The organism is Streptomyces niger (assembly GCF_000718305.1).
In the GTDB taxonomy this organism is placed as follows: Bacteria; Actinomycetota; Actinomycetes; order Streptomycetales; family Streptomycetaceae; genus Streptomyces; species Streptomyces niger.
Genome location: NZ_JOFQ01000007.1, coordinates 201,796 through 227,284, shown reverse-complemented (window position 1 = coordinate 227,284; position 25,489 = coordinate 201,796). Strand labels below are relative to the sequence as shown.

The following is a 25,489-nucleotide window of genomic DNA, read 5'->3' as shown; positions in this document are numbered from 1 at the left end:
CCCCGACAGGTGCTGTGACAGAACGGGCATGTTCCGCTCATCGAGCGGTTGGATGCAGCTCATCGAGCGGGTCGGATACAGCTCACCGAACGGTCGGATACAGCTCACCGAACGGTCGGATACAGCTCACCGAACGGTCGGATACAGCTCACCGAGCGGTCGGATACAGCTCGTCCAAGGGTCGGCTCCGGGTGCCGGGAAGATCATTCTGCCTGCCGTCCCGGACCCGCCGCAAACGCCGGGCTGCCGCCTCCGGTGCCCCTCAGCCGCGCGGCCGGACGCCGTCCAGGACCGTGTCGACGATCTGCTCGGCGAGGCCCTCGGGCAGCTCCTTCCACTCGTGCAGCAACGCCCGGGAGAGCATCGGCGCCGCGAAGAGGTCGGCGAGGACCTCGATGTCGCAGTCCCCGCGTACCTCGCCGCTCGCGATGCCCCGCCGCAGGACCGCCAGCAGCGCGTCCCGGCGGGCCTGGACGACCGTCTCGTGGTACTCCCGCCAGAGCTCGGGCTGCGCCTTGGCCTGGGTGATCACCGTCCGCATCAGCGCGGAGTTGCGCTTGGCCAGGCCGCGGCGGCGCAGGAACTCCAGCAGCGACACGAGGTCGTCGCGGACCGACTCCCCTGAGAGCTCGGGGTTCTCCTCCTCCAGGGAGCGCATGACGTCGAGCATCAGGCCGGTCTTGCCGGACCAGCGCCGGTACACCGTGGCCTTGCCGACGCCCGCCTCCCTGGCGATGCGCTCGATCGACAGGTCGGCGAGCGGGACGTCGCGCTCCAGGAGGTCCAGCACGCTCTCGATGATCGTGGACTCCAGCGCTTCGTTCCGCGGCCGCCCGGGCCGCCGGCCGGCACAGTCAGCCCCGGGCGCGGCAGCCTCCGCAGTGGTCCGCTCCGCCCCCTCGGCCGGTGCCCCGTCCCGTTTTCCGCGCGTCACGCCTGGTCCGCCTCTCATTCCGTACCGCCGGGCTCGGGGCGCCGCCGCTACGGCCGCTGCCCCGCGGGAGAAGTCTCTCGCGGCGCCTCCTGGGCCGGGGCGGCAGGCCGGGCGGCAGGCCGGCCGGGCAGGAAGAGCCCGACGACCAGCGCACCCACGAGGGCGACGCCGGCGGAGCCGAGCGCCGTGACGTGCATGGCGTGCACGAAGGCGTCGTTCGCCGCGGCGGCCAGCTGTCGCCCCGCGGGCCCCAGCCGGTCGGCGACGCCGAGCGTGGCCTCGATGGACTCGCCGGCCGCGTGCCGCGCCGCCGGCGGCAGGCCCGGTACGGCGTTCAGCGTGCCCTCGATGCCGTTGCGGTAGTTCGCGGACAGCACGGAGCCCAGTACGGCGACCCCGAGCGTGCCGCCGACCTGCCGGAACGTGTTGTTCAGCGCCGACCCCGAACCGGCCTTCTCACGCGGCAGGGACTGCATGATCGAGACGGTGACCGGCGGCATGATGTGCGCCATGCCGGTGCCCTGGAGGAAGAAGAGCACCTCCAGCACGATGATCGGGGTGTCGGTGCCCATCAGTACGAAGCCCGACATCGTGACGGCGACCAGCAGCATGCCGACCGTGCAGACGGCCTTGGCGCCGAAGCGGTCGACGACGTGCCGGGCCCGCGGCGCGAAGATCATCTGGGCGGCGGCCAGCGGCAGGAGCAGCAGGCCCGCCTGGAGGGGCGAGAAGCCGCGCACGCTCTGGGTGTAGAAGACCATGAAGAACGTGACGCCCATCAGCGCGAAGAAGACCAGCGCGATGGCGGCAACGGCCGCGGAGAACGCGGGCTTGCGGAAGTAGCCGATGTCGATCGACGGGTGATCGATGCGCTTCTCGTAGAGCACGAAGCCGGCCAGGACGAACAGGCCGCCGAGGATCGAGCCGAGCACCTGCGGGTCGGTGAAGTCGGCGAGCTGGCCGCCCTTGATGATGCCGTACACCAGCAGCACGAGGCCGACGACGGACAGCACCACGCCCACCGGGTCCAGCCGGCCGGGCCGGGGATCCTTGCTGTTCGGCACCAGGAGCACCATGGCGGTCAGCGCGATCAGCGCGATCGGCACGTTGACCAGGAAGACCGAGCCCCACCAGAAGCGGGAGAGCAGCAGGCCGCCGGCGATCGGGCCGATCGCGATGGCCAGGCCGACGCCGCCGGCCCAGATGCCGATGGCCTTGGGCTGCTCGTCGCGCTCGAAGACGTTCATCAGGATGGCGAGGGTGGCCGGCATGACCAGCGCGCCGCCGAGGCCCATCACCGCGCGGAAGGTGATCAGCTGGCCCGGCGAGGCGGAGACGGCGGCCAGCACGGAGCCGAGACCGAAGATCACCAGGCCGGTCAGCAGGACCTTCTTGCGGCCCAGCCGGTCACCGAGGAGCCCCGAGGTGAACAGCAGGCCCGCGAAGACCAGCGTGTAGGAGTTGATGGCCCATTCCAGCTGGCTCTGGCTCGCGCCGAGGCCGGTGGGGGCGGGGGTGGCGATCGTCTTCATCGCCACGTTCAGGATCGAGTTGTCCAGCACCACGATGAGCAGGCTGAGCATCAGCACCGCGAGGATCACCCATCGGCGGCGGTGAATGTGCTCGGGGACCTGCCGGGCGGCCGCGGTAGCGGATATGCCCGCTCCGGCCGGAGCCCCGGCGGCCCCGCCGCCGGGTGAAGATTCGAAAGAACGCGCCATGAGAACCAGCGTACGCCATTTTCGATACGGCACCGTTCCGTATCGCTGGTTGTATCGCACAGCTACCTCGCCGGGTCCTCTTCCACCGCTGCGCACCGGCGTGTCAGCATGGGCGATGAGTCCGGGGACGCCGTCAGGGCGCCTCGAGATGACCGAAGAGGAGCCGTCGTCATGACGCAGATCTCGCCTGCCCAGACGCAGGACGAACAGCAGGGGACGCAGGGCGCGCAGGGCCGGAATCCCGGCACCGCGGCGAAGCCCGCCGGGGACAAGTCGCTGTACGGCGGCGTCCGCTCCCGCCGCGTCACCGTCCGCGACATCGCCGCCGCCAAGGCCCGCGGCGACAAGTGGCCCATGCTCACCGCGTACGACGCGATGACCGCTTCCGTCTTCGACGAGGCGGGCATCCCCGTCCTGCTCGTCGGCGACTCCATGGGCAACTGCCACCTCGGGTACGAGTCGACCGTGCCGGTCACGATGGACGGGATGACGCTGCTCTCCGCCGCCGTCGTACGCGGCACGGAGCGCGCCCTCGTCGTCGCCGACCTGCCCTTCGGCGCGTACCAGGAAGGCCCCGTCCAGGCCCTGCGCAACGCGACCCGGCTGGTCAAGGAGGCCGGCGTGGGCGCGGTGAAGCTGGAGGGCGGCGAACGCTCGGCCGACCAGATCAAGCTGCTGGTCGACGCCGGCATCCCGGTGATGGCCCACATCGGGCTCACCCCGCAGTCGGTCAACGCCTTCGGCGGCTACCCGGTGCAGGGCCGCGGCGAGGAGGCGGCCCAGCAGCTGCTCCGGGACGCCAAGGCGGTGCAGGACGCGGGCGCGTTCTCGGTGGTGCTGGAGGCCGTACCGGCCGAACTGGCCGCCGAGGTCACCCGTACCCTGCACATCCCCACCGTCGGCATCGGCGCCGGCCTGGACTGCGACGCGCAGGTTCTGGTCTGGACGGACATGGCCGGCATGACCAAGGGCCGGGTGCCGCGCTTCGTGAAGCAGTACGCGCAGCTGCGCGAGGCGCTGGGCGGCGCGGCGAAGGAGTTCGCCGAGGAGGTCGTGGGCGGCACCTTCCCGGCGGCGGAGCACACCTTCCACTGAGGTCCGCCCGGCCGGTCTCCGGCCGCGGGATGCCAGGGCGCCGGCAGTCCGTGCCGGCGCCCTGTCGGTGGTCTGTCGGCGTACGGCCACCGTCCGGACCTGGCTGTAGGCGCTCTGTCGGAGCGTTGTCAGTGGTGGCTGTCACTGTGGTCCCATGACGCAGAACACACACTCCGCCGGCGGCCGAGCAGCCGTCCAAGTCCGTGGCCTGGTCAAGCACTTCGGCGACGTCAAGGCCGTCGACGGGGTGGACCTGGACGTGCGGGAAGGCACGGTCATGGGCGTGCTCGGACCGAACGGCGCGGGCAAGACGACCCTCGTCCGCTGCCTCTCCACGCTCCTGGTGCCGGACGCCGGCACGGCCGTCGTGGCCGGGTACGACGTCGTGCGCCAGCCGCGCGCCCTGCGCCGGACGATCGGCCTGACGGGGCAGTACGCCTCCGTGGACGAGAAGCTCTCCGGCCGGGAGAACCTCTACATGATCGGCCGGCTGCTCGACCTCTCCCGCAAGGACGCCCGGGCGCGCGCGGACGAGTTGCTGGAGCGGTTCTCGCTCACCGAGGCCGCCAAGCGCGCCGCCGGCAAGTACTCCGGCGGCATGCGGCGCCGGCTCGACCTGGCCGCTTCGATGATCGGCAAGCCCGCCGTGCTGTATCTGGACGAGCCGACGACCGGCCTCGACCCGCGCACTCGCAACGAGGTCTGGGACGAGGTCAACCAGCTGGTCCGCGACGGCGCCACGGTGCTGCTGACCACGCAGTACATGGAAGAGGCCGAGCAGCTGGCCGACGAGCTGACCGTCGTCGACCGCGGCCAGGTGATCGCCGAGGGCCGGGTGGACGAGCTGAAGGCCAAGGTCGGCGGGCGCACGCTGCAGATCCGCCCGGCGGTCCGCGGCGAGCTGGACCGGATGGTCGGCGCGATCGCGCAGGCCGGCCTGGACGGCATAGCGGGCGCCACGGCGGACCACGAGGACGGCGTGGTGAACGTCCCGATCGTCAGCGACGAGCAGCTGACCGCGGTGGTCAACGTCCTCGGCGAGCGCGGCTTCGCGCTGGCCGGCATCAACACCCACCTGCCCAGTCTGGACGAGGTCTTCCTGGCCATCACCGGCCAGAAGACGTCCGAGACCGACGCGCCCGCCGAGCCGGCGGACGCCCGTTACGAGGAGGTCGCGGCATGAGCGCCGCAACGATCACGGCGCCGGTCGCGAAGCCCGGGGCCGCGGAGGGCCGGATCGGCCTGCGCGCCAACCTGCGCCACATCGGCGCGCTGGTGCGGCGCAACGCCTTGCAGATCAAGCACGACCCGGAGTCGATGTTCGACGTCCTGCTGATGCCGATCATCTTCATCCTGCTGTTCGTGTACGTCTTCGGCGGCGCGATCGCCGGCAAGGGCAATCAGCAGGACTACGTCCAGTACCTGGTCCCCGGCATGATGGCCATGATGGGCATGAACATCGCCATGGCGGTCGGCACGGGCGTCAACGAGGACTTCCGCAAGGGCGTGATGGACCGCTTCCGTACGATGCCCATCGCGCGGTCCTCGGTCCTCATAGCCAAGATCGTCGTCGAGATCGGCCGGATGCTGGTCGCCACCGCGATCCTGCTGGGCATGGGCTTCCTGCTCGGCCTGGAGATCAAGGGCTCGGTGCTGGAGTTCGTCGGGGCGATCGTGCTGTCGACCGTCTTCGGCGCGGCGCTGATGTGGATCTTCATCCTGCTGGGGCTGACGGTGAAGACGCCGCAGGCCGTGCAGGGCATGGCGATGCTGGTGCTGATGCCGCTGCAGTTCGGCTCGTCGATCTTCGCGCCCACCTCGTCGATGCCCGGCTGGCTGGAGGGGTTCACGAAGGTCAACCCCCTGTCGAACCTCGCCGACGCGGCCCGCAACCTGCTGGGCGGCCACGGCCCCCTCGCCCACCCGACGCTGATCACCCTGGTCTGGGCCATAGGCATCACGGCCGTCACGATGCCCTTGGCGGTGCGGAAGTTCCGCTCCAAGACCTGACGTCCCGCTTCGAGATCCGACGTCCCGCTGCGAGACCGGACGTACCGCTGCGAGACCGGAGCGCCCGGCCGGGCGGGGGTGCCGTGCTCAGATCAGCGAGAGGGCCTCGTCGAGGGTGAAGGCGGCACCCTCGGCGTGGGCCGACGCGTACTCCGCCGCACCGAGCACGGCGCGTACGGCCTCCTCCGCCGTCGCGCGGGAGTGCCGCACGATGCGCGACGCGTGCAACCGGGCGGCGCGCAGCGCGTCGAAGGCGCCGAGCAGCCGCGCCCCGTCCGCCGCCCCGGCCGTCCCGCCGGTGACAGCCAACGCCCGTGCGGCGACGAGGAGTTGGGACAGCGGGACGTCGGGTGCCACGGCCCGGGTGAGGCTGTCGTCCATCCTGGCGACGGCCCCCCGCACGGCCTCCAGCACGCCGTCGTACCGCCCCTCGTCCGCATCCAGCGCGGCCAGCGCCCCCTCGACCATCCCGAGGAACAACTGCGGCACCGGACGCTCGACGAACTCCGCCTGCACCTGCCGCAGATGGTCCCGGGACTCGGCGGTCCGACCGACCGTCGCCAGCCAGGTGGCCAGCTGGATCTGGGCGAACGGCACGGCGTCCCGGCTGCTGTGCTGGCCCTCCTCCAGCACCTCGCGCAGCAGCCGTTCCCCGGTGTCCACCTCGCCCGCCTCGATGAGCGCGCCGCCCAGCCGGACCTTGAGCAGCGGGAGCTGGCCGTGCGCGCCGAGGTCGGCGGCGTAGCGCATCGCGGCGCGGTAGTCGTCGGCGGCCGAGCCGTACTCCCCTCGGCCCTCGCGGGCCTCGCCGCGGCCGGCCAGGGCCTCGGCCACGCCCCAGGCGTCGCCGATCCTGAGGAAGATCTCCAGCGACTCGTCGACGTCGCGGGTCGCCTGCGGCAGCCCGCCGGGCCGGTCGTTCTGGATCTTCGCCCGCAGCTGGAGGACGAACGCCAGCTCCCAGTCGTAACCGAACTCCCGGCAGCCGCGCACGGTCGCGTCCATCAGGGTGATCAGTTCCTCGAACCGGCCGGTCATCATGACGGCGTAGAACCACATCACGCCCGGCACCCGACAGGTCTGCGGCAGCCCGCCACGGTAGGCGGCGGCGATCCCCCGCAGCTCTTCCTGCTCCTCGTCGTCCAGCAGCGTGTCCATGTCGCTCTCCCGGCCGGCCAGCGCGACGAGTCGAACCTGCCGGCGCGCCTCCAGGAGTTGTTCGGGCGGCAGCGGCGGCGGGGCGTCGATGGGGCGCGCCGCCAGCGGCGGCGCGGGCACGACCGGCGGCAGGAAGGGGTTCGGGCCGAGCTCGGTGGCGGCCGTGGACCAGGTACGGGCGTCGCCGCGGTGGTCGCGCAGCATCCAGAACCACTGCAGGGAGAGCACGAGGCAGAGCGCCTCGTGCTCGTCGCGCGCGGCGACGGCGCGGCGCAGGGCGGTACGGAGGTTGTCGTGCTCCTGCTCCAACCGGTCCAGCCAGTGGTGCTGCTGGGGCCCGCGCAGCAGGGGGTCCGCCGTACGGGCCAGCTCCCGGTAGGCCACGAGGTGCCGCCGCTCGGCCGCGGCCCGCTCCCCCGCCTCGTCCAGCCGCTCCCTGGCGTACTCCCCGACGGTCTCCAGCAGCCGGTACCGCATCTCCCCGTTCGCGGACGGGCCTGCCACGACGAGCGACTTGTCGACGAGCGACCCGAGCAGCGGCGCCACGTCCCCGGGCACGACGAGCGGGGCGGTCACGGTCTCGGTCTCGATCCCGGTTTCGGCCTTGCTCGTGGTCGCGGTCGGCGACTCGGACCCGACCGACGTAGCCGGGTGGCCCTCCGAAGCGGTCAGGCTCTCCGGCGCCTCCGAAGCGGTGGATCTCTCCGGCGCCCTCGAGGCGATCGGGCTTCCCGGCATCTCCGGACGACCGTCCGGGATCCCGGGGGTGCGCGAGCCGCCCCGAGGCTCCTGGCTCTCCGGCAGGTCCGCGCAGACGGATTCCGCTGCCGTGAGGTCCGCGCCGCCGGAGAAGACGGAGAGGCGGCGGAGGACCGCGCGTTCCGGGGCGTCGAGCAGGTCCCAGGACCAGTCGACGACGGCCCGGAGCGTCTGCTGGCGCGGCAGTACCGTACGGCTGCCGCTGGTCAGCAGCCGGAAGCGGTCGTCCAGGCGGTCCGCGAGCTGACGCGGCGAGAGCGACCGCAGCCGGGCCGCGGCCAGCTCGATGGCCAGCGGCAGGCCGTCCAACCGGCGGCAGATCTCGGCACACGCCTCCGGTGCGTCCTCGATGCGGAACCCGGGCCGGGCGGCGGCGCCCCGGTCGGCGAGCAGGCGCAGCGCGACGGGGTCGGGCAGCGGTTCCACCGGCCGGACCAGTTCCCCGGGGACCGCGAGCGGCTCCCGGCTGGTGGCCAGCACGCTCACGTCCGGGCACTCGGCCAGCAGCCGCTCCGCCAGCAGGGCGGCCGCGTCGATGACGTGCTCGCAGTTGTCCAGTACGAGCAGCATGCGGCGGCCCGCGCAGTGCTCGGCGAGCTGCGCGAGCGGGTCGAACGCGAGCGGGTCGGCGGCGGCCCGCAGCCCCTCGGCGGCGCTGCCGCGTACGACGGTCTCGCGGGCGCCGAGCGCGGTGAGGACGGCCTCCGGCACCGTACCGGGGTCCTGCACGGGGCCCAGTTCCGCGAACCACACGCCGTCCGGCCAGGCCTCGGGCTCGCCGGCCGCCGCCGCCTCGGCGCCTTCCTGCGACAGCCGCGTCTTGCCGGCGCCACCGGGCCCGAGCAGTGTCACGAGGCGGTGCGCCGTCAGGTCGTCGCGCAAGTTCCGCAGCTCCGCCTCGCGCCCGACGAACGACGTCAGCCGAGCCCGCAGGTTCCCGGCCCGCCGCGCCTGCGCACGGCCGGTCCGCGGGCCCGCCGCGTGCGTCGGCCCCGGGTCGGAAGCCGCGGCGGGCCGCGAGTCCGCTCCCGACCTCGGGCTCGGCTCCGACGCCAGCCCGCTCGCCGGCCCCTCCGTCCCCGCCGGCCCCTTCGTCCCCTCCGGCCGCGCCGTCTCCTCCGTCTCCTCCGGCCCCTCGGTCTCCATCGTCAGCAGTTCCGTGTGCAGGGCGCGCAGGGACGGGGACGGGTCGGTGCCGAGGCGGTCGGCGAGGTGGGCGCTGAGGTGGGCGTACGCGTCCAGCGCCTCGGCTGTGCGGCCCGTGTCGCGCAGGGCGCGCAGCCGCAGCAGGTGCAGCGGTTCGTCGAGGGGGTGCCGGCGGCAGAGCGCGGTGAGGGTGGGCAGCGCCTCGTCCGCACGGCCGAGCGCGAGATCGGCGGCGAGCCGGGCGCGCCGCGCCTCCAGGTGCAGCCGCTCGGCGCCGGCCGCCTCCGCGACCGCGTCCGGGAGATCGGCGAGGGCCGGCCCGCGCCACAGCGCCAGCGCGTCGTCCAGCAGGGCGGCGGCCTTCCGGGGATCGCCGTCCGCGAGCGCGCGCTCGCCCTCGCCCGCCAGCCGCTCGAAGCGGTACAGGTCGATGTCGTCACGGTCGGCGGCGAGGTAGTAGCCGCCGGTCACGGAGACGACCGCCGCATGGCCGAGGGCCCGCCGCAGCCGGCCGACGAGCGCCTGCAGCGCCGCGCCCGCGTCCTTCGGCAGGCCGGTACCGGGCGCCCCGTCCCCCGCCGCGTACCCGTCAGGGCCCGGGCCCCAGACGTCCGCGATCAGGGTGTCGGGGGTGCGGGGGCGCCCCGGCGTGAGCGCGAGGGCGGCGAGGAGTGCGCGCAGGCGGGCGCCGCCGAGGGCGACGTCGGTTCCGTCGTCCCGGCGGGCTCGGGTCGTTCCGAGGATTCCGTAGCGCACCGGCCCATTGTCGTGCACGGCCCGGCTGCCTCGCCCGTCCCCCACCGCTGTCCCCACCCGTGTCCGTTTCCCCGTCATCCCCCGCGTTCCCGTCATCCCCGTGGCCCCGTCCGTCCCCCGTGGCCCCGTCCGTCCCCCGGTGCTCCTCAGCGCTGCCGCGCGGCCGTGCCCCCTCGGCCGTCCGGTGACCGTATCTCCAGCTCGACCAGGGCGCCGCTCTCCTCCACGTAGTGGTCGGGCCGGTCGTCCGTCCCGCCGGGTACGCGGGAGAACCACTTCGGGCAGGTACGGACCGGACGAAGTTCGCGCTCGCCCGCCACCTCCTCGTACGTACGGCTGCCCGCCGGCCGCCGGTAGCCCTGGATCAGCACGTTGATCGAGCGGACCAGGCCGGTGACCGAATCCTCGTCCGCGGGGTCCGGGCCGTGGTTCGTGATCTCCCACTCCCACATCGGGTCCGGCGACTCCGTGCGGTGCAGCGTCCAGGTCACCCGGTCCCCCACGGAGAAGGGCGTGCCGCAGCACTCCATCTCCCAGTCCGCGTAGAAGACCCGCCGGATCTCGCGGCGGGCCTCACCGGGACGTGCATCGTCGGGACGTGCATCGTCGGCGGGGTTCGGGGGAGGGACGTTCGTGGCGGATGCGGCTTCGCGGCGGGACATGACACCAGACTGCCTGGAACCAGCGGCATCCCGCTCGTCGTTTTCCGGGTACGGTCCACCGCCCTCTCCGAGTACGATCCGCCACCCCACCCCTCGTCCCCCTCAGGAGCACCGCACGATGACCACCGCAGCCCGGCGCGCGGATCAGCGCGTCAGTCCCGTCTTCCTCGCGCTCGTCGCCGTCATGGCGGTCTCGGGCTGGGCCGTGTGGACGGGGAGGCTCGCCGCGAACACCGGCTTCGCCGTGTTCCTGTTCGTGGTCTCGGGCTGGATCGTCTCACTGTGCCTGCACGAGTACGCGCACGCCCGTACGGCGCTGCACAGCGGCGACATCTCGATCGGCGCCAAGGGCTATCTGACGCTCAACCCGCTCAAGTACACGCACGCGCTGCTCAGCATCGTGCTGCCGGTGATCTTCGTGATCATGGGCGGGATCGGGCTGCCGGGCGGCGCCGTCTTCATCGAGCGCGGCCGGATCAGGGGCCGCTGGCGGCACAGCCTGATCTCGGCGGCGGGCCCGCTGACGAACGTCCTGTTCGCCGCCGTGGTGACCGCGCCGTTCTGGCTGGGCGCGATGGACGGCGTACCGCAGACGTTCCGGTACGCGCTGGCGTTCCTGGCGCTGCTCCAGGTGACGGCCGCGATCCTGAACTTCGTGCCGGTGCCGGGGCTGGACGGGTACGGCGTGATCGAGCCGTGGCTGTCGCACGGCGTGCGGCGGCAGGTCGAGCCGTTCGCGCCGTTCGGCCTGATCGCGGTGTTCGCCCTGCTGTGGGTGCCGGGGGTGAACCAGGTGTTCTTCCAGGCGGTGCACGCGATCCTGGCGGCGCTGGGCGTGTCGGGCAACGACGTCTTCTTCGGGCAGGAACTCTTCCGCTTCTGGCAGGGCGAGCCGCAGCCGTTCTAGCGGGATGGGCCGCAGCCGTTCCAGCGGGGTGGGCCGCAGCCCTCCTGGCGGCGTGAGCCGTAGCCGTTCAACGGGGTGAGCCCCCGCCGCGGGCCTAGCCCTGGGTCTGCACCGGGTCCTGGGCCGCGGCCTCGGCAGCGGCCTCGGCGGCGGCCCGCTCCTGCTTGGCGCGGCGCAGGTAGAACCACGCCATGTTGCTGGAGACGCCGGCCATCAGGACCCAGGCGATGCCGATGAGGTTGCCCGCCACGAAGGAGACGACGGCCGCGACGACCGCGAGGACGCAGACGACGAGGGCGAAGACGGCGAGGCGCCGGGCCGGGCCGGGCGGAGGCAGGGCGGGCATGGGAGGGGGCTCCTGTCGAGGTACTGCGGTACTGCGGTCCCCTCCAGTGTCCCCCATGCCCCGCTCCGCCCGACTCCGGCCCGCCGGATGCCCCGCCCCGGGCCTCGCAGGTCCATGAACCGGGTCAGCCGGCCGTCCCACGGGTCCGTGGGCCGGGTCGGCCGGTCGTCCCACAGGCCCAGGGGCCGGTCGTCTCACATGTCCGTCAGTCGCAGGCCCGCGTGCACCTTGTACCGGCGGTTGGTGGAGATCAGGTTGGCGACCAGGGACTCGACCTGGTGGGCGTTGCGGAGCCGGCCGGCGAAGACGCCGCGCATGCCGGGGATGCGCGCTGCCAGCGCCTGTACGACGTCCGTGTCGGCCCGCTTCTCGCCGAGCACCATCACGTCCGTGTCGATCTCCGCGACCTCCGGGTCCTGCAGGAGCACCGCCGAGAGGTGGTGGAAGGCCGCGGTCACCCGGGAGTCCGGGAGCAGGGCGGCGGCCTGCTCGGCGGCGCTGCCCTCCTCCGGCTTCAGCGCGTAGGCGCCCTTCTTGTCGAAGCCGAGCGGGTTGACGCAGTCGACGACGAGCTTGTCGGCCAGCTCCTCGCGCAGCGACTCCAGCGTCTTGGCGTGGCCCTCCCAGGGCACGGCGACGATCACCACGTCGGAGCGGCGCGCGCACTCCGCGTTCGCCGCGCCTTCCACGCCGTGGCCGAGCTCCTCCGCCGCCGCCTGCGCCCGCTCGGCGGCGCGCGAGCCGATGATCACCTTCTGGCCCGCCCGGGCGAACCGGTACGCCAGCCCCCGGCCCTGGTCCCCCGTGCCGCCGAGCACGCCGATCACCAGGCCGGACACGTCCGGCAGGTCCCACGGGTCCTTCTTGAGCGCCTTCTTCGCTTCGGTCGCGACGTTCACGGGAGGTGTGGGCTGCGCATCGTCAGGAGTAGTCATGACAGCGATACTGGCACGCCCCGCCCGCACCGGGCAGCGGGACGCGGCGTGCCGGTGATCACGGTCCGGCGCCCGCCCCGCCGGTCACGCCTTGACGCTGCCTTCGGTGAGCCCGGTGCGCCAGTACCGCTGCAACACCGTCATCAGGATCATCAGCGGCAGGACGGAGAGGAACGCGCCGCCGACGGTGTACTGGTACAGCTCCGGCTGCCGGTCGGCGTAGCCGGTCCAGGACGTCAGGCCCAGCTGGATCGGGTAGAGGTCGGAGTCGGAGAGCATCACGAGCGGCAGGAAGTAGTTGTTCCAGATGTGCACGAACTGGAACAGGAAGACGGTGACCAGCGCGGGGACCATCAGCCGCAGGCCGAGGCCGGAGAAGATGCGCCACTCCCCCGCGCCGTCGATGCGGGCCGCCTCCAGCAGCGAGTCGGGCACCGCGGCGGCCGCGTAGATCCGGCAGAGGTAGACGCCGAACGGGCTCACCACGCTGGGGATCAGCACGGACCAGTAGGTGTTGGACATGCCGAAGCCGCTGAAGAGGAAGTACAGCGGCAGGGCGAGCGCCGTACCGGGGATCAGCACGCCGGCCAGGATGACGTTGAAGACGCCCTCCCGGCCCGGGAAGGGGAACTTCGCGAGCGCGTAGCCGGCTGCGGCGGACAGCAGGGTCGCGGCGAGCGCGCCGACGCCCGCGTAGAGCAGGGAGTTGGCGAACCAGCGGACGTAGATGCCGTGGTCGTAGGTGAGGACGTCGCTCAGGTACTGGATCGGGCGCGGGTCGGCGAACCAGAAGCCGAAGCTGCCGAAGAGGTCGCCGCTGCTCTTCGTGGCGGAGACCACCAGCCAGTAGACGGGGATGAGGAAGTAGACGGCGGCGACGGTCAGCAGGGTGCAGGTGAGGATGCGGTGGCGGAGCTGTACGGGGGTCACCGGCCGTCCCCCTTCCCCCGCTGCCCGACCAGCCGCAGGAAGCCGAACGACAGGACGCAGGCGACCAGCGCGAGGAGCACGGCTTCGGCGGCCGCGAGGTGCTGGTTGTTGCCGACGAACGCCTCGCTGTAGGCGTGCAGGTTGGGCGTGTAGCCGGAGTCGATGGAGGAGGCGAGCGGCCGCAGCACCATCGGCTCGGCGAACAGCTGGAGCGTGCCGATGATAGAGAAGACGCAGGTCAGGACGAGCGCGGGACGGATCAGCGGGATCTTGATGTGCAGGGCGACCTGCCGGGCGTTGGCGCCGTCGATGCGGGCCGCCTCGTACAGCTCCTGGGGTACGGCCTTGAGCTGGGCGATCAGGACGAGCATGTTGTAGCCGGTGAACTGCCAGGTGACGATGTTGGCGATGGACCACAGGACGGCGCCGCGGGAGAGGAAGTCCACGTCCCAGCCGACCGCCTCGGCCATCTTCACCAGCGGGCTGATCCCGGGGACGTAGAGGAAGCCCCAGAGGATGGACGCGATGACGCCGGGGACGCCGTACGGCAGGAAGAACGCGCTGCGGAAGAAGGTCACCCAGCGGGCGCTGGCGCTCTCCAGGAGCAGCGCGAGGGCGGTCGCCAGGATGATCATGAGGGGGATCTGTACGGCACCGAAGAGCAGCACCCGGCCGAAGCCGGCGAGGAAACGGTCGTCGGCCAGCGCCTGGCCGTAGTTGACCAGCCCGGCGAAGACCTCTCGCTCCCCGCCGCCGAGGCCGAGCGGCCCGGTGCGCTCGGTCCTGTGCAGGCTCTGCCAGACGGCGTACACGATGGGTGCGACGAAGCAGAGGAGGAACAGCGCGAGGAAGGGGAGCAGGAAGCCCGCCGCCGCGCGGGCGTTGCGGGCCTCCGTCCGGGTCGGCCGCCTCACCCGCCGCTCGCCACCTTCAGGCCCTTGCCCTTGAGGTCGCTCACGGTCTGGGCCTGGACCTTCTTCAGTACCGAGCGGAAGGAGTCGCCGCTGCTCAGCGCCTCGGTGAAGGCGTCGCCCAGGCGCTGGTAGAGGGTGTCGACGCCGGGGCCCCACTGCCAGCTGGTGTCGACGTGGTCACCGGCCTCCCGGAAGACCTGGCTGTACGCCTGCCCACCGAAGAAGTCCTTGTGCACGTCCAGGTCGCTGGTCTCGTAGCCCTTCTTCGCGCTGGGGAAGCCGTAGCCGCCTTCGATGAGCAGCTTGATCGCCTCGGGGTCGGTGTTGAGCCAGACGGCGAAGTCGAGTGCGTCCTTGGGGTAGGTGGCGCCGGCGAACACCGCGGTGGTCGAGCCGCCCCAGTTGGCCTGCGCGTTCGCGCCCTTCGTCCACTGCGGCAGGGGCGCGGCGCGCCACTTGCCCTCGGTGTCGGGGGCGTTGCCGACCAGCAGCGCGTCGCCCCAGCTGGCGCCGAGCCAGGCGAGGATGGCGCCGGTCTGGATGTCCTTGTACCAGGCGTTCTGGCGGTCCGGGATGGTCTTGATCAGCTTCTGCTTGACCAGTCCCTCCCAGTAGTCGGCGACCTTGCGGGTGGGCTCGTCGTCGATGGCGACGGTCCAGGTGTCCCCTTCGGCGGCGTACCACTTGGCGCCGGCCTGCCAGGCGTAGCCCGCGAAGCGGTTGCCGTTGGTGGGCGCGAACGTCTCGATCCAGGCGCCCTTCTTGCGGATCTTCTTGGCGGCGGCCTCGTAGTCGTCCCAGGTGGCGGGCGGTTCGATGTCCCACTTGTCGAAGAGGTCCCGGCGGATGAAGAGGCCCATGGGGCCGGACGCCTGCGGGATGGCGTAGACGCCCTTGCCGAAGACGGACTGCTGCCACTGCCAGCCGACGAACTCCTTCTTGTACCGCTCGCCGCCGATGGTGGTCAGGTCCAGCAGCCCGTTGTCGAGCAGGAAGCTCGGCACGACGGGGAACTCGATCTGGCCGAGGTCGGGCGGGTTGCCCGCCTTGATCGCGGCGTGCATCTTCGCGTACTGGGCGCCGTTGACCGCCGAGACCTTCTCGACCTGGACCTGGACCTCGGGGTGCTTGCTGTTCCAGAGGTCGACCGGCTTGTCGATGCCGGGCACCCACGACCAGAAGGTGAGGGTGATCTTCTGGCCCTTCTTGCGTTCCTTGGGCGCGTTCTTCTTGTCCTCGGCACCGCCCCCGCACCCAGCCAGCGCGAAGCCCGCGGCCACGGCGGCGGCCCCGCCGAGCACGGATCTGCGGCGTGCGCCGCCCGAAGGGTTCGTGTCGTACGTCCTCATGCCAGCTCCTCCACGGGGATGCGGCGGAAGGTGATCGTCGAGTAGGCGCTGAAGTCGCCGGTTTCGTAGAGCAGTCCGACGGTGTCGGGATCGATCCGCACGAGGTCGGAGTAGGCGGCCGGGAGACCGCTGACGGTGTGCGCGTCGTACCAGGTCAGGCCCTGGTCGCGGCTGGCGCGTACGGTCATCAGGGCGCGGGACTCGCGGTCGGCGGGGGCCGAGAAGAGCAGCACGTCCGGGGTACCCAGGTGGAGCACGCTGCCCTCGACGACGGGGGCCGCGAGGCCGGCCTGGGCCCGGAGGGGCTTCTCCAGGTGGTCGCCGCCGTCGGCGGAGTAGCCGTCGACCCTGGTGCCGGGCGCGTCGGAGTCGTTGCGGGAGTTGAAGTAGAGACGGCCGCCGGGGAGTTCGGCGGCGGTGGTCTCGTTGGCGTTGATGTAGCCGTTGGGGTTGGAGTCGGTGTAGCCGATCCGCCAGGTCTCCCCGTCGTCGTCGCTGAGCAGGACGTGGCCGCCGTTGTAGCGGCCCTCTTCGCCGGTGTCGCCGGGCTCGGTCGGCGCGATGGAGTGGTTGGCGGGGACCACCAGCCGGCCGGCGTGGGCGCCCTCGCGGATCTGGAGCGCGTGGCCGGGGGTGGCGGCGTACCACCGCCAGTTCGACCGTTTGACCTGTGCGGTGATCTCGCGCGGGGCACTCCAGGTCAGCCCGTCGTCGTCGCTGTACTGGAGCCAGACCCGGCGGCCGTCGGCGGCGGAGACCTCGCCCCGCAGGATGGCGCTCTCGGTGGCGCTGCCCGCGTTGCGTACGTGGACGAGTACGACGCGGCCGCGGTGCGGGCCGGTGTGCAGGACGACGGGGGCCGGGTTGCCGGCGGTGCCGGTGCCGTTGTTGTCGACGACGCTCAGCGGGCCCCAGGTCCGGCCGCCGTCGGTGGAGCGTTTGAGGACGAGGTCGATGTCGCCGGTGTCGGACGCCGAGGTGACGCGCCCCTCGGCGAAGGCCAGCAGGGTACCGGCCTCCGTCACGACCACGGCGGGGATGCGGAAACTGGCGTAGCCGCCGGTCCCCGCTCGGAAGGGTTGCGAAGTCTCGTACGCCACGGCAGCCCCTAACGGCCGGATGCAACGACCGGACGTAGGACGTCCCTTGTCTTGCGGTGACCATAGGGAGCGCCCAACGGGGCGTCAAGGCACCCGACATGCCCCGTGTCGCCCGTCTCGCGCGTATGCCACATCGGAGGGAACTGCGGGTGAACTCCGGCTGTACGCAAGGGGTCAGGAGGCGGCGGACTTCCTGGAGCGCGCCGCCTCCTGACCCGTTACGCGACCCGGCGCGGGCTCGCCCGCGGCTGCCTACACGGCTTCCTTCAGGCGCTCCCGGATGCCGTCGAAGTGCCGGTGCATCGCCTCGACGGCGCGGTCGCCGTCGCCCGTCTCCAGCGCGGTGACGATCTCCTGGTGCTGACGCCAGGTCACCTCGGGGTCCTGGCTGCTGTCGTCCAGGTCCTTGCGGACCCGGCGCAGCGCGTCCCAGAAGGCGTCCAGCACCTCGCTGAGCAGGTGGTTGCCGAGCGAGCGGTAGAGCGCGAGGTGGAAGGCGCGGTCGGTGGCGCCGTCCACCCGGCCGACCGCCGCCTCCTTCTCCATCCGGTCGACCAGGCCGCGCAGCACGGCCAGGTCCTCGGCGGGCAGGCTGCGCGCGACCGAGGCGATCAGCCCGGCCTCCAGCGCCTCCCGCACCTCCATCAGCTCGTACAGGCTGGCCTCACCCTGGTGGTGGCGGACCGCGGCCCGGAAGGCGATGCCCTCCACGAGCGGGTCGAGGGTCAGCGACCCGACGTACGTGCCGAAGCCGTGCCGGATCTCGACGATGCGCATGGCCTGGAGCGCCTTGAGCGCCTCGCGCACGGAGTTCCGGCTGACGTCGAGCAGCTCGACCAGCTCCGCCTCGGTGGGCAGCGGATCGCCGGGCACCAGCTTCCGCCGCAGGATGAGCCGCTTGATCTGCGCCTGGACGTCCTCGGACATCGTGCCGCGCGCCATGTGTCTGCCTCTCCGTCTCACCGGGGTGGATTGCCGGGGTTGCCGGCGTGGATCGCCGGGGTGGATCGCCGGGGTGGATCCGGATGATCCGGCCGGCGACCTCTTGACCGGCCGCTCCGGGCCGGGTCTATTGTGACCCAGACATCGGACATCCCATGTCCCACATCCGACCTCTGGCCGTTCTGGAGCCCGTCATGGCACTGCCCACCCCGCTGACCGGTGTCGTACCGCCGGTCTGCACCCCCCTGGACCCGCACGGCGAGGTCGACACCGGCTCCCTCGGGCGGCTGGTGGAGCACCTGGTCGACGGCGGCGTGCACGGTCTCTTCGCCCTCGGCTCCACCAGCGAGGTCGCCTACCTCACCGACGCGCAGCGGGCCACGGCGCTGGCCACCGTGCTCAAGGCGGCGGACGGCCGGGTGCCGGTGCTGGCCGGGGTCATCGACACCACCACCGCCCGGGTCGTCGAGCACGCCCGTACCGCCGCCGGGCTGGGCGCCGACGCGCTGGTGGCCACCGCGCCCTTCTACACCCGTACACATCCGAAGGAGATCGCCGGGCACTTCCGCGCGCTCCGGGCCGCCGTGGACCTGCCGCTCTTCGCGTACGACATCCCGGTGTCCGTGCACAGCAAGCTCTCCCCCGGACTCGTGCGGGAACTGGCCGAGGACGGCACGCTGGCCGGCCTCAAGGACAGCAGCGGCGACGAGGGCGGGCTGCGCCGGCTCCTCGTCGAGCTGGGCGGCCGGGACGGCCGGCGCACCGGCCCGGCGCCGGACTTCGCGGTGCTCACCGGCGCGGAGCTGACCGTGGACGCGGCGCTGCTGGCCGGCGCCGACGGCGTGGTCCCGGGCATCGGCAACGTCGACCCGGCCGCGTACGTCCGCCTCCACGACGCCTGCCGCGCGGGCGACTGGGCGGCCGCGGCGGCCGAGCAGGAGCGGCTGGTCGCGCTCTTCGGCATGGTCGACGTCGGCCCCGAGGCGGAGATGGGCCGCAGCTCCTCGGCGCTGGGCTCCTTCAAGGCGGCCCTGCACCTGCTCGGCGTCATCGACCACCCGGCCACCGCGGCGCCGCAGCTCCCGCTCGGCCCGGACGCCGTCGCCGAGGTCGCCCGGCACCTGACCGCCGCGGGTCTGGAGCCGGTCCGTTGACCGGGGCCGCGCGTCCCGCGCGCCGGCCGGCCGGGTCGCCCCTGCCCTGGTACCGGGAGGTGACCCCGGCCCGCTGGAAGGCGTTCTTCGCCGCCTGGATCGGTTACGTCCTGGACGGCTTCGACTTCGTCCTGATCACCCTGGTGCTGACGGAGATCAGCGCCGAGTTCGGCCTCAGCACGGTGCAGGGCGCGAGCCTGGTCTCCGGCGCCTTCATCACCCGCTGGCTCGGTGGCGCGGTCCTCGGCGCGCTCGGCGACCGGTTCGGCCGCAAGGCGTCGATGATCGCGAGCATCCTGCTCTACTCCCTCGGCACCTTCGCGTGCGGCTTCGCCTGGGACTACACCAGCCTCTTCGTGGCCCGGCTGCTGATCGGCATGGGCATGGCCGGCGAGTACAGCGCCAGCGCGACGTACGTGCTGGAGAGCTGGCCGTCCCGGGTCCGCGGCCGGGCCAGCGGCTTCCTGATCTCCGGCTTCTCCGTGGGCTCGGTGCTGGCGGCCGAGTGCTACAAGTGGGTCGTGCCGGCGCTCGGCTGGCGCTGGATGTTCTACATCGGGCTGGCGCCGATCCTGATCGCCCTGTGGGTGCGGCGGGCGCTGCCGGAGGCCGATGAGTGGACCGCGACGGTCGCCGCGCGGGAGACGAAGCCGAACCCGTTCCGGCCGCTGTTCGCGACGCCGGTGCGCGCCACGGTCAACACCGTGCTGACGGTCGTCGCCACGCTCGCCCTCTTCGGCGTCTTCACGCCGGTGGGCGCGGGCGCGATACCGGTGCTCGCCGTCCTCGCGACGCTCGCCCTCTGCGGGCTCGCGGTCCAGCTCGGCGGGCGCCGCGGGTGGCTGCTGTACCTCTCCCTGATCGTCACCGTCTTCGTCGCCTTCCTCTACACCTGGCCCATCCAGGCGCTGCTGCCGACGTACCTGAAGACCGAGCTGCACTACGCGCCCGGCGAGGTCACCAACGTGCTGTTCTTCGCCGGGTTCGGCACCATGGCGGGCTGCTGGCTGGCGGGGTTCGTCGGCGACTGGATCGGCGCGCAGAAGGCGTACGCGGTCACCCTGCTCGCTTCGCTGGTCTTCGTCTTCCCGGTCTTCGCCGCGCGCGACAGCCTGCTGCTCCTCGGGGTCCTGCTCTTCGTCCTGCAGGCGCTCAGCTTCGGCATATCGGGGCTGCTGCCGCGGTACATCGGCGGGCACTTCCCGACCGAGACCCGGGCCGCGAGCCTGGGCTTCACGTACAACGTGGGGGCGCTGGGCGGCGCGGTCGCGCCGGTGCTGGGCGCGAGCCTGGCCGAGGGCCGGTCGCTGGGCAGCGCGCTGGCGCTGCTCACGTTCGCGGGCACGGTGCTGGTGGTGCTGCTGGTCGGCTTCGACGTGCCGGCCCGGCTGAACCGGCTGCTGGTCCCGGACGCGCCCCGCGATCACCTGGCGGCGGAGTCGGCGGTGGAGTCGGGCACGGAGTCGGGCACGGAACCAGGCGCGGAGGGCACCGGGCCGGGCGGGCGGGTGCGGCATCAGGCGTAGCGGCCGTCGGCCCCGTGCCGCGCGGGCACACCCCGTACGGGTGACGGCGTTCGAACGGCGCGGCGGCGCGGGGCGTACGGCGGCAGGATGCCGCCATGGATGCCGTACGCGTCGCGCTGCTGCGTGAAGTCCTCGCCGGTACCGAGTGGATCCAGGCCACCCGCCGCTTCGCCGGGTCGCTGCGCGCTTCCGTCGCGCCGCACGGCGGCGGGCTGCTGCTCGTCGGCAGCGCGGAGTACGAGCCGTGGCACCTGGCGGCGCATCTGGACGACGAGGCCGCCTGGTCCGGGCTGCCGGAGCTCTCCCCGACGCTGGTACGGCACCGGGTGCCGCTGGGCGTCCCGGCGCATCTGTCGGTCGGGCTCGGGCGGCTGGAGACGGCGCGGCGGGGCGAGACGCTCCTGGTGGTGGCGCCGGACGCGCCGGGGGGCGGGCTGCTGGAGCGGGTGCACGACGCGCGGCGCAACGGTGCGACGGTGCTGGCGCTGGACTCGGGCGACCGGGAGCTGGGGGCGCTGGCGCACGACGCACTGTCCGTGCCGATGGCGGCGGAGCCCGCCGATCTGGATCTGGACACCGTGCAGCATCTGGTGAGCGCGGCGGCCGGCGAGAACAGCTTGCCGGCGCCGCGGCGGCATCGGCGGTTCCGTGATCGGCTGTCTCGGCTTGCGGATCAGTTGACCGCGCCGCCGCCGGCCCGGTGGTGACGTGCGTCTCCACCGGGTGCGGGTCGGATGCCGGCTTCCGGCTTCCGGTGGGTGCGGGTGCCCGCCTTTGTGGACGGTGGTGGCGGTGACGGTCCGCGGTGGTTCCCTGCCAGTAACTGCCTACGATCGGCCGGGGGGCCGGGCCGTAGAATTCGGTGCATGCAAGAAGAACTGCGCGGGGCCCTGGGCGGGGTCCTCGACGGGCTGCCTGCGAAGCAGGCCACGGCGGCCGTCGAGCGGCTGATCGCCAACTACCGGGGGCGTACGCCGACCGACGCGCCGGTGCTCCGGGACCGGGCGGACGTCGCCGCGTACGCCGCGTACCGGATGCCCGCGACGTTCGAGGCGGTGCGGAGCGCGCTGGCGGAGTCGGCGGCGCGGGTGCCGGGCTGGGCGCCCCTTTCGCATCTGGACATCGGTGGCGGGACGGGCGCGGCGGCCTGGGCGGCGGCCGATGTCTGGCCGGGGCTGCGGACCACCGTGTGGGACTGGGCCGAGCCGGCCCTCGCGCTCGGCCGGGAGCTGGCCGAGGGGCGGCTCGCGGAGACGCGCTGGGAGCGTCGGGTGATCGGCACGGGGCCGGCCGTTCCGGAGGACGTCGACCTGGTGACCGTTTCGTACGTGCTCGGCGAGCTGACCGACGAGGACCGGGAGGCGGTCGTGGCGGCCGCGGGCCGGGCGCGTACGGCCGTGCTGATCGAGCCGGGCACCCCCGAGGGGTTCGCGCGGATCCGCGCCGCCCGTGAGCAGCTGGTGGCGGCGGGGCTGCGGGTCGTGGCGCCGTGTCCGCACAGCGCGGAGTGCCCCATTGCTCCGGGTGAGGACTGGTGTCACTTCTCGGCGCGGGTGAACCGGTCCTCGCTGCACCGGCAGGTGAAGGGCGGGTCGCTGCCGTACGAGGACGAGAAGTACGCGTACGTCGCGGCGACCCGCGTGGCGGCGGAGCCGGCCGCGGCCCGGATCGTGCGGAAGCCGCAGCTGCGCAAGGGGCAGGTGCTGCTGGACGTGTGCACGGCCGAGGGGCTGGGGCGGCGTACGGTCACCAAGCGGCAGGGGACCGTGTACCGCGCGGCGCGGGACGCCTCGTGGGGCGGCACCGTGCCGGGCGAGGAGTAGACGTGGACAGGAAGGCCCCGGACGCCGCGCGGCGCAGTGAGCGCTCCCGGCGGGCCATCTTCGAGGCCGCGCTGTCGTTGGTCGGGGAGGTCGGGTACCAGCGGCTCACGGTCGAGGGGATCGCCGCCCGGGCGGGGGTCGGCAAGCAGACGATCTACCGCTGGTGGCCGTCCAAGGCCGATGTGCTGCTGGACGCCTTCACGGCGGACGCGGACGTCGAGGGGTACGCGGCGGGGCTGCCGGACAGCGGGGATCTCGCGGCGGATCTGAAAGCGGTGCTGCGGGCCACGGTGGACGAGTTCCGGGATTCGGCCTTCCAGGCGCCGTACCGGGCGCTGGCCGCCGCCGGGGCGGCCGACGAGCAGCTCTCGGCGCGCTTCGTCGAGCGGCTGCTGGAGCCCGGCATGCGGGCCTACGTCGAGCGGCTGCGGGCGGCCCAGGAGGCCGGGGAGATCGCGGCCTGGGTGGACCCGCGGATCGCGGCGGAGATGGTACTGAGTCCTTTCTCACAGCGCTGGCTGATGCGGACCGGCGAATTGACGTACGCGTTCACCGACAGCCTTGTCGATACGGCGCTCGCGGGCTTCCGTCCGCGCCCCTCTTGAGCGCCGGATGCGCCCCCTTTACAACGCGTCCCGTACACCCCGAATCTCCGCTCCGGTCACCCTAGGAGGAGGATGGTGGCAGCATTGATCCCAGACCACCGCTCGAAGTGAGGGGATAGATGGAACGCAAGAGCAGGTTCTCCCAGTGGCTGCGCCGGCCGAGGAGCGGTTCGGACGGCGTCGATACGGACACGGGATCCGCGGCCGGCGGCCGCGAGGACCTGCTGCTGGCAGCGGCCGATGCGGGTTTCCCGCTGGCCCCCGCGGCGCACCCGTCCGGCTACGGCTGTTCCTGTGAACGCATCGGCTGTCCCACCCCGGGCCGCCATCCGATCTCCTTCGGCTGGCAGACGGTCGCCACGACCGACCGCGAGAAGGTCCGGCAGTGGCTGCTCAAACACCCGCAGGCCAATTTCGTCACCGCCACCGGCATCGCCCATGACGTACTGGACGTGCCCCTGGACGCCGGGCGCGCGGCGCTGGAGCGGCTGGAGGGCGAGGGCGTCGAGGTCGGCCCGGTCGCGCTGAGCGGCGCCGGGTACGGACAGGGCCGGATGCTCTTCTTCACCGCCACCCGCGGCACCCCGGACGACGAGGACGAGTGGTGGCCGTGCGAGCTGGACTGCCACCCGGAGACCATGGACGAGCATCCGGGCCTGCGCTGGCACTGCCGCGGCAGCTACGTCCTGCTGCCGCCCTCCCGGCTCGGCGGGGATCAGCCGCCGGTGTCCTGGCTGCGCGGCCCGGAGCGCCCGCTGCCGGACCCGCTGACCCTCCTGGAGGCGCTGACCGACTCCTGCGCCGCGTACGCGGGTGAGAACGAGCACGAGTCGGCGGCCTGGCCCATCGGCCGCTGAGGCCGGGGCCTACTCCGCCTTGGCGGCCGTCTTCTGTTCCAGCCGGCTAAGGAAGGCCACCCGGCCGCCCGCGTCCTCGGCCGGTACCTTCACGGCCTGCTCGGAGACGGTCGTGTAGGTCATCTTGTTGGTCTTCTTCTTCTGGCCCTGCAGCAGTGCCTCGGTCTCGGGGGTGTAGGCGATCGTGCTGCCCGCGGAGAGCGTCTTGCGCTGGTAGTAACGCGTGCCGAAGAAGGCCAGCGCACCGCCGTCCTTCGTGCGCAGCGCCATGGCCGGGAACTTGTACGGCTGGTCGACGGTGTCGATGTGCCGGCCCAGGCCGTCGGCTTCGGCCGCGCGGTCGCGCCGCAGGCCGTCGGTGGCCGGTCCGGGCGCGAAGGTGTCGCCCTCGCCGGCCTTGAGGTACGTCGCGTACGTCGAGCTCAGCTTCGCCGGGTCGATCGTCAGGCCGCCGCTCCCCTTGCCGGCCGGTACCGCCTCGGCGTAGCCGTCCTTGTCGGTGGCGAACTCCGGCGTCCGGTTCTTGGGCAACGTCAGGAGGTAGGCGGCCTTCCACTTCTCCTGCGGTCCGTTACGGGTGAAGGCCAGGGTCCAGCGGGTGTTCTTGCGGTTGCTGAGCGCGTCGGCCACGAAGAACTTCGGCCAGCCCGCCATCTTCGGGATGACGAACTTCGCGTCGCTCAGTTCCAGCGGCCCGAAGCCGACGCCCTTCCGGCGCTCGACCTTGATGACGGCCTGGTCGATGTCGCGCAGCGGGCCCGTCTCGTACGTGGCCGTCGCCGCCGGGTCCTTGGCCGTGTTGGCCTCGTTGTACCCGGCGACGAACTGCTTCAGGGCCTTGCCGGCCTCAGCCTTCGACAGGGCCGGGATCTTCTCCCGTTCGCCGTGCACCGTCATGCACCCGCTCAGTGTCAGCAGTGCCGCGCTCGCGGTCATCATCGCGACGGGCACCCGGAACGGCGACCTGCGTGTCATGGGGCTCGGGCTCCTTCTGGGCGACCGGGGCGGCGTCCGCGGCCGCCGGGGTGGCTCGATTCTGCGCAACCCTACCGGGGGCGAAGAAGAAGAGGAGCGTGGGGATCAGATAGAGGCACCAGACGACCACCTGGACAACGGTCGGATCGGGCTGGAAGTTGAAGACGCCCTTCAGCAGCGTCCCGTACCAGCTGTCGGCGGGGATCTGCTCGCTGATGTCGAAAGCCTTGCTCCCCAGGCCCGGGACGAAGCGCGCTTCCTGGAGGTCGTGGAAGCCGTACGCGAGGACGCCGGCGGCGACCACGACGAGCATGCCGCCGGTCCAGGTGAAGAACCTCGCCAGGTTGATCTTCAGCGCGCCGCGGTAGAACAGCCAGCCCAGCAGGACCGCGGTGAGCAGGCCGAGCACGACCCCGATGAGCGGCTTGGGCGTGCCGTCCGAACTCGCCTGCACCGCCGCCCAGACGAACAGCGCCGTCTCCAGGCCCTCGCGGCCCACCGCGAGGAAAGCGGTGAGGACCAGCGCCGCGGTGCCCATGGCGAGCGCGGCGTCCAGCTTGCCGTGGAGTTCGGACTTCAGGTGCCGCGCGGTGCGCCGCATCCAGAAGACCATCCACGTCACCAGGCCCACCGCGATGATCGACAGCGAGCCGCCGAGCGCCTCCTGTGCCTCGAACGTCAGCGTCTGGGAGCCGAATTGCAGCGCGGAGCCGAAGGCGAGCGCCAGCACGACGGCGGCCGTGATGCCGAGCCAGATGGGCTTCAGCGCGTCCCGGCGGTCGGTCTTGACCAGGTAGGCGATGAGGATGCAGACGACGAGGCTGGCTTCCAGCCCCTCGCGCAGTCCGATCAGGTAGTTACCGAACACGTCGGTTCCCTCTCGTG

23 protein-coding genes are annotated in these 25,489 nt (G+C 72.5%); 10 read left to right on the top strand and 13 right to left on the bottom strand.

Annotated features, from left to right (window positions below):
* Positions 1 to 262 precede the first annotated feature (262 nt).
* Both IF20_RS15330 and IF20_RS15325 read right to left on the bottom strand, forming a co-directional pair.
* Complete coding sequence (locus tag IF20_RS15330; RefSeq protein WP_110944185.1) at positions 263 to 952, bottom strand: TetR/AcrR family transcriptional regulator; 690 nt, start codon at positions 950 to 952, stop codon at positions 263 to 265.
* 29 nt (positions 953 to 981) lie between these two features.
* Positions 982 to 2,655, bottom strand: coding sequence for an MFS transporter (locus tag IF20_RS15325; RefSeq protein WP_110944184.1), 1,674 nt, complete (start codon positions 2,653 to 2,655; stop codon positions 982 to 984).
* 171 nt (positions 2,656 to 2,826) lie between these two features.
* Here IF20_RS15325 and panB point away from each other — a divergent pair, with 171 nt between their 5' ends.
* The 3 genes from panB to IF20_RS15310 all read left to right on the top strand — a co-directional run bounded on the left by panB (position 2,827) and on the right by IF20_RS15310 (position 5,760).
* Entirely contained in the window at positions 2,827 to 3,750 is a 924-nt protein-coding gene (gene panB, locus IF20_RS15320; RefSeq protein ID WP_110944183.1) for a 3-methyl-2-oxobutanoate hydroxymethyltransferase, read from the top strand.
* Between the two features lie 154 nt (positions 3,751 to 3,904).
* Positions 3,905 to 4,933, top strand: coding sequence for an ATP-binding cassette domain-containing protein (locus IF20_RS15315; protein ID WP_052865713.1), 1,029 nt, complete (start codon positions 3,905 to 3,907; stop codon positions 4,931 to 4,933).
* Complete coding sequence (locus tag IF20_RS15310; RefSeq protein WP_052865712.1) at positions 4,930 to 5,760, top strand: ABC transporter permease; 831 nt, start codon at positions 4,930 to 4,932, stop codon at positions 5,758 to 5,760. Before IF20_RS15315 ends, IF20_RS15310 begins: the two co-directional genes overlap by 4 nt.
* Before the next feature lie 87 nt (positions 5,761 to 5,847).
* Here the strand turns inward: IF20_RS15310 and IF20_RS15305 are convergent, their stop codons facing one another.
* Positions 5,848 to 9,579: an AfsR/SARP family transcriptional regulator gene (locus IF20_RS15305; RefSeq protein ID WP_052865711.1), complete on the bottom strand. Its 3,732-nt coding sequence runs from the start codon at positions 9,577 to 9,579 to the stop codon at positions 5,848 to 5,850.
* A gap of 146 nt (positions 9,580 to 9,725) precedes the next feature.
* The gene (locus IF20_RS15300; protein ID WP_052865710.1) at positions 9,726 to 10,241 is read right to left on the bottom strand and encodes a DUF6578 domain-containing protein; all 516 of its coding nucleotides are present in this window, start codon (positions 10,239 to 10,241) and stop codon (positions 9,726 to 9,728) included.
* Positions 10,242 to 10,359: 118 nt separating this feature from the next.
* Here IF20_RS15300 and IF20_RS15295 point away from each other — a divergent pair, with 118 nt between their 5' ends.
* On the top strand, positions 10,360 to 11,148 hold the full coding sequence (locus IF20_RS15295; protein WP_052865709.1) for a site-2 protease family protein: 789 nt from the start codon (positions 10,360 to 10,362) through the stop codon (positions 11,146 to 11,148).
* Positions 11,149 to 11,242: 94 nt separating this feature from the next.
* Here IF20_RS15295 and IF20_RS15290 read toward each other — a convergent pair whose 3' ends face one another.
* The 7 genes from IF20_RS15290 to IF20_RS15260 form a co-directional block, all read right to left on the bottom strand.
* Positions 11,243 to 11,494, bottom strand: coding sequence for a hypothetical protein (locus IF20_RS15290; protein WP_052865708.1), 252 nt, complete (start codon positions 11,492 to 11,494; stop codon positions 11,243 to 11,245).
* A gap of 194 nt (positions 11,495 to 11,688) precedes the next feature.
* Positions 11,689 to 12,429, bottom strand: a complete 741-nt coding sequence (npdG, locus tag IF20_RS15285) for an NADPH-dependent F420 reductase (RefSeq protein ID WP_052865707.1) — start codon at positions 12,427 to 12,429, stop codon at positions 11,689 to 11,691.
* A gap of 84 nt (positions 12,430 to 12,513) precedes the next feature.
* Positions 12,514 to 13,359 carry a carbohydrate ABC transporter permease gene (locus tag IF20_RS15280; RefSeq protein WP_052865706.1) on the bottom strand — a complete coding sequence of 282 codons (846 nt, stop codon included), beginning with the start codon at positions 13,357 to 13,359 and terminating at the stop codon, positions 12,514 to 12,516.
* Complete coding sequence (locus IF20_RS15275) at positions 13,356 to 14,273, bottom strand: carbohydrate ABC transporter permease (RefSeq protein ID WP_052865705.1); 918 nt, start codon at positions 14,271 to 14,273, stop codon at positions 13,356 to 13,358. Before IF20_RS15275 ends, IF20_RS15280 begins: the two co-directional genes overlap by 4 nt.
* Positions 14,270 to 15,622, bottom strand: coding sequence for an ABC transporter substrate-binding protein (locus IF20_RS15270; RefSeq protein WP_052865704.1), 1,353 nt, complete (start codon positions 15,620 to 15,622; stop codon positions 14,270 to 14,272). The genes IF20_RS15275 and IF20_RS15270 overlap by 4 nt, the downstream gene beginning before the upstream one ends.
* On the bottom strand, positions 15,619 to 16,722 hold the full coding sequence (locus IF20_RS15265; RefSeq protein ID WP_052865703.1) for a sialidase family protein: 1,104 nt from the start codon (positions 16,720 to 16,722) through the stop codon (positions 15,619 to 15,621). The genes IF20_RS15270 and IF20_RS15265 overlap by 4 nt, the downstream gene beginning before the upstream one ends.
* Positions 16,723 to 16,974: 252 nt before the next feature.
* Entirely contained in the window at positions 16,975 to 17,664 is a 690-nt protein-coding gene (locus IF20_RS15260; RefSeq protein WP_052865702.1) for a FadR/GntR family transcriptional regulator, read from the bottom strand.
* Positions 17,665 to 17,858: 194 nt separating this feature from the next.
* On the opposite strand from IF20_RS15260, the gene IF20_RS15255 reads away from it, so the two are divergent.
* The 6 genes from IF20_RS15255 to IF20_RS15230 all read left to right on the top strand — a co-directional run bounded on the left by IF20_RS15255 (position 17,859) and on the right by IF20_RS15230 (position 23,629).
* Positions 17,859 to 18,818 carry a dihydrodipicolinate synthase family protein gene (locus IF20_RS15255; protein ID WP_052865701.1) on the top strand — a complete coding sequence of 320 codons (960 nt, stop codon included), beginning with the start codon at positions 17,859 to 17,861 and terminating at the stop codon, positions 18,816 to 18,818.
* Complete coding sequence (locus IF20_RS15250; protein WP_052865700.1) at positions 18,815 to 20,344, top strand: sialate:H+ symport family MFS transporter; 1,530 nt, start codon at positions 18,815 to 18,817, stop codon at positions 20,342 to 20,344. The genes IF20_RS15255 and IF20_RS15250 overlap by 4 nt, the downstream gene beginning before the upstream one ends.
* A 95-nt stretch (positions 20,345 to 20,439) precedes the next feature.
* The gene (locus IF20_RS15245; protein ID WP_052865699.1) at positions 20,440 to 21,051 is read left to right on the top strand and encodes a hypothetical protein; all 612 of its coding nucleotides are present in this window, start codon (positions 20,440 to 20,442) and stop codon (positions 21,049 to 21,051) included.
* A gap of 159 nt (positions 21,052 to 21,210) precedes the next feature.
* Complete coding sequence (locus IF20_RS15240) at positions 21,211 to 22,167, top strand: small ribosomal subunit Rsm22 family protein (RefSeq protein ID WP_052865698.1); 957 nt, start codon at positions 21,211 to 21,213, stop codon at positions 22,165 to 22,167.
* A 2-nt stretch (positions 22,168 to 22,169) separates the two neighbouring features.
* Positions 22,170 to 22,772, top strand: coding sequence for a TetR/AcrR family transcriptional regulator (locus tag IF20_RS15235; RefSeq protein ID WP_052865697.1), 603 nt, complete (start codon positions 22,170 to 22,172; stop codon positions 22,770 to 22,772).
* A 119-nt stretch (positions 22,773 to 22,891) separates the two neighbouring features.
* Positions 22,892 to 23,629: a bifunctional DNA primase/polymerase gene (locus tag IF20_RS15230; RefSeq protein WP_052865696.1), complete on the top strand. Its 738-nt coding sequence runs from the start codon at positions 22,892 to 22,894 to the stop codon at positions 23,627 to 23,629.
* 9 nt (positions 23,630 to 23,638) lie between these two features.
* Here IF20_RS15230 and IF20_RS15225 read toward each other — a convergent pair whose 3' ends face one another.
* Positions 23,639 to 24,526 carry a hypothetical protein gene (locus IF20_RS15225; protein WP_052865695.1) on the bottom strand — a complete coding sequence of 296 codons (888 nt, stop codon included), beginning with the start codon at positions 24,524 to 24,526 and terminating at the stop codon, positions 23,639 to 23,641.
* The gene (efeU, locus tag IF20_RS15220; RefSeq protein ID WP_052865694.1) at positions 24,477 to 25,472 is read right to left on the bottom strand and encodes an iron uptake transporter permease EfeU; all 996 of its coding nucleotides are present in this window, start codon (positions 25,470 to 25,472) and stop codon (positions 24,477 to 24,479) included. Before efeU ends, IF20_RS15225 begins: the two co-directional genes overlap by 50 nt.
* Between the last annotated feature and the right edge of the window lie 17 nt (positions 25,473 to 25,489).

Bases quoted from the DNA above. Each gene is read 5' to 3' on its own strand.
- npdG (WP_052865707.1), bottom strand. From the start codon at position 12,429: ATGACTACTCCTGACGATGCGCAGCCCACACCTCCCGTGAACGTCGCG.
- IF20_RS15310 (WP_052865712.1), top strand. From the start codon at position 4,930: ATGAGCGCCGCAACGATCACGGCGCCGGTCGCGAAGCCCGGGGCCGCG.
- IF20_RS15290 (WP_052865708.1), bottom strand. From the start codon at position 11,494: ATGCCCGCCCTGCCTCCGCCCGGCCCGGCCCGGCGCCTCGCCGTCTTC.
- IF20_RS15295 (WP_052865709.1), top strand. From the start codon at position 10,360: ATGACCACCGCAGCCCGGCGCGCGGATCAGCGCGTCAGTCCCGTCTTC.
- IF20_RS15255 (WP_052865701.1), top strand. From the start codon at position 17,859: ATGGCACTGCCCACCCCGCTGACCGGTGTCGTACCGCCGGTCTGCACC.
- panB (WP_110944183.1), top strand. From the start codon at position 2,827: ATGACGCAGATCTCGCCTGCCCAGACGCAGGACGAACAGCAGGGGACG.
- IF20_RS15315 (WP_052865713.1), top strand. From the start codon at position 3,905: ATGACGCAGAACACACACTCCGCCGGCGGCCGAGCAGCCGTCCAAGTC.
- IF20_RS15325 (WP_110944184.1), bottom strand. From the start codon at position 2,655: ATGGCGCGTTCTTTCGAATCTTCACCCGGCGGCGGGGCCGCCGGGGCT.
- IF20_RS15240 (WP_052865698.1), top strand. From the start codon at position 21,211: ATGCAAGAAGAACTGCGCGGGGCCCTGGGCGGGGTCCTCGACGGGCTG.
- IF20_RS15330 (WP_110944185.1), bottom strand. From the start codon at position 952: ATGAGAGGCGGACCAGGCGTGACGCGCGGAAAACGGGACGGGGCACCG.
- IF20_RS15230 (WP_052865696.1), top strand. From the start codon at position 22,892: ATGGAACGCAAGAGCAGGTTCTCCCAGTGGCTGCGCCGGCCGAGGAGC.
- IF20_RS15260 (WP_052865702.1), bottom strand. From the start codon at position 17,664: ATGGCGCGCGGCACGATGTCCGAGGACGTCCAGGCGCAGATCAAGCGG.
- IF20_RS15300 (WP_052865710.1), bottom strand. From the start codon at position 10,241: ATGTCCCGCCGCGAAGCCGCATCCGCCACGAACGTCCCTCCCCCGAAC.
- IF20_RS15270 (WP_052865704.1), bottom strand. From the start codon at position 15,622: ATGAGGACGTACGACACGAACCCTTCGGGCGGCGCACGCCGCAGATCC.
- IF20_RS15225 (WP_052865695.1), bottom strand. From the start codon at position 24,526: ATGACGGTGCACGGCGAACGGGAGAAGATCCCGGCCCTGTCGAAGGCT.
- IF20_RS15245 (WP_052865699.1), top strand. From the start codon at position 20,440: ATGGATGCCGTACGCGTCGCGCTGCTGCGTGAAGTCCTCGCCGGTACC.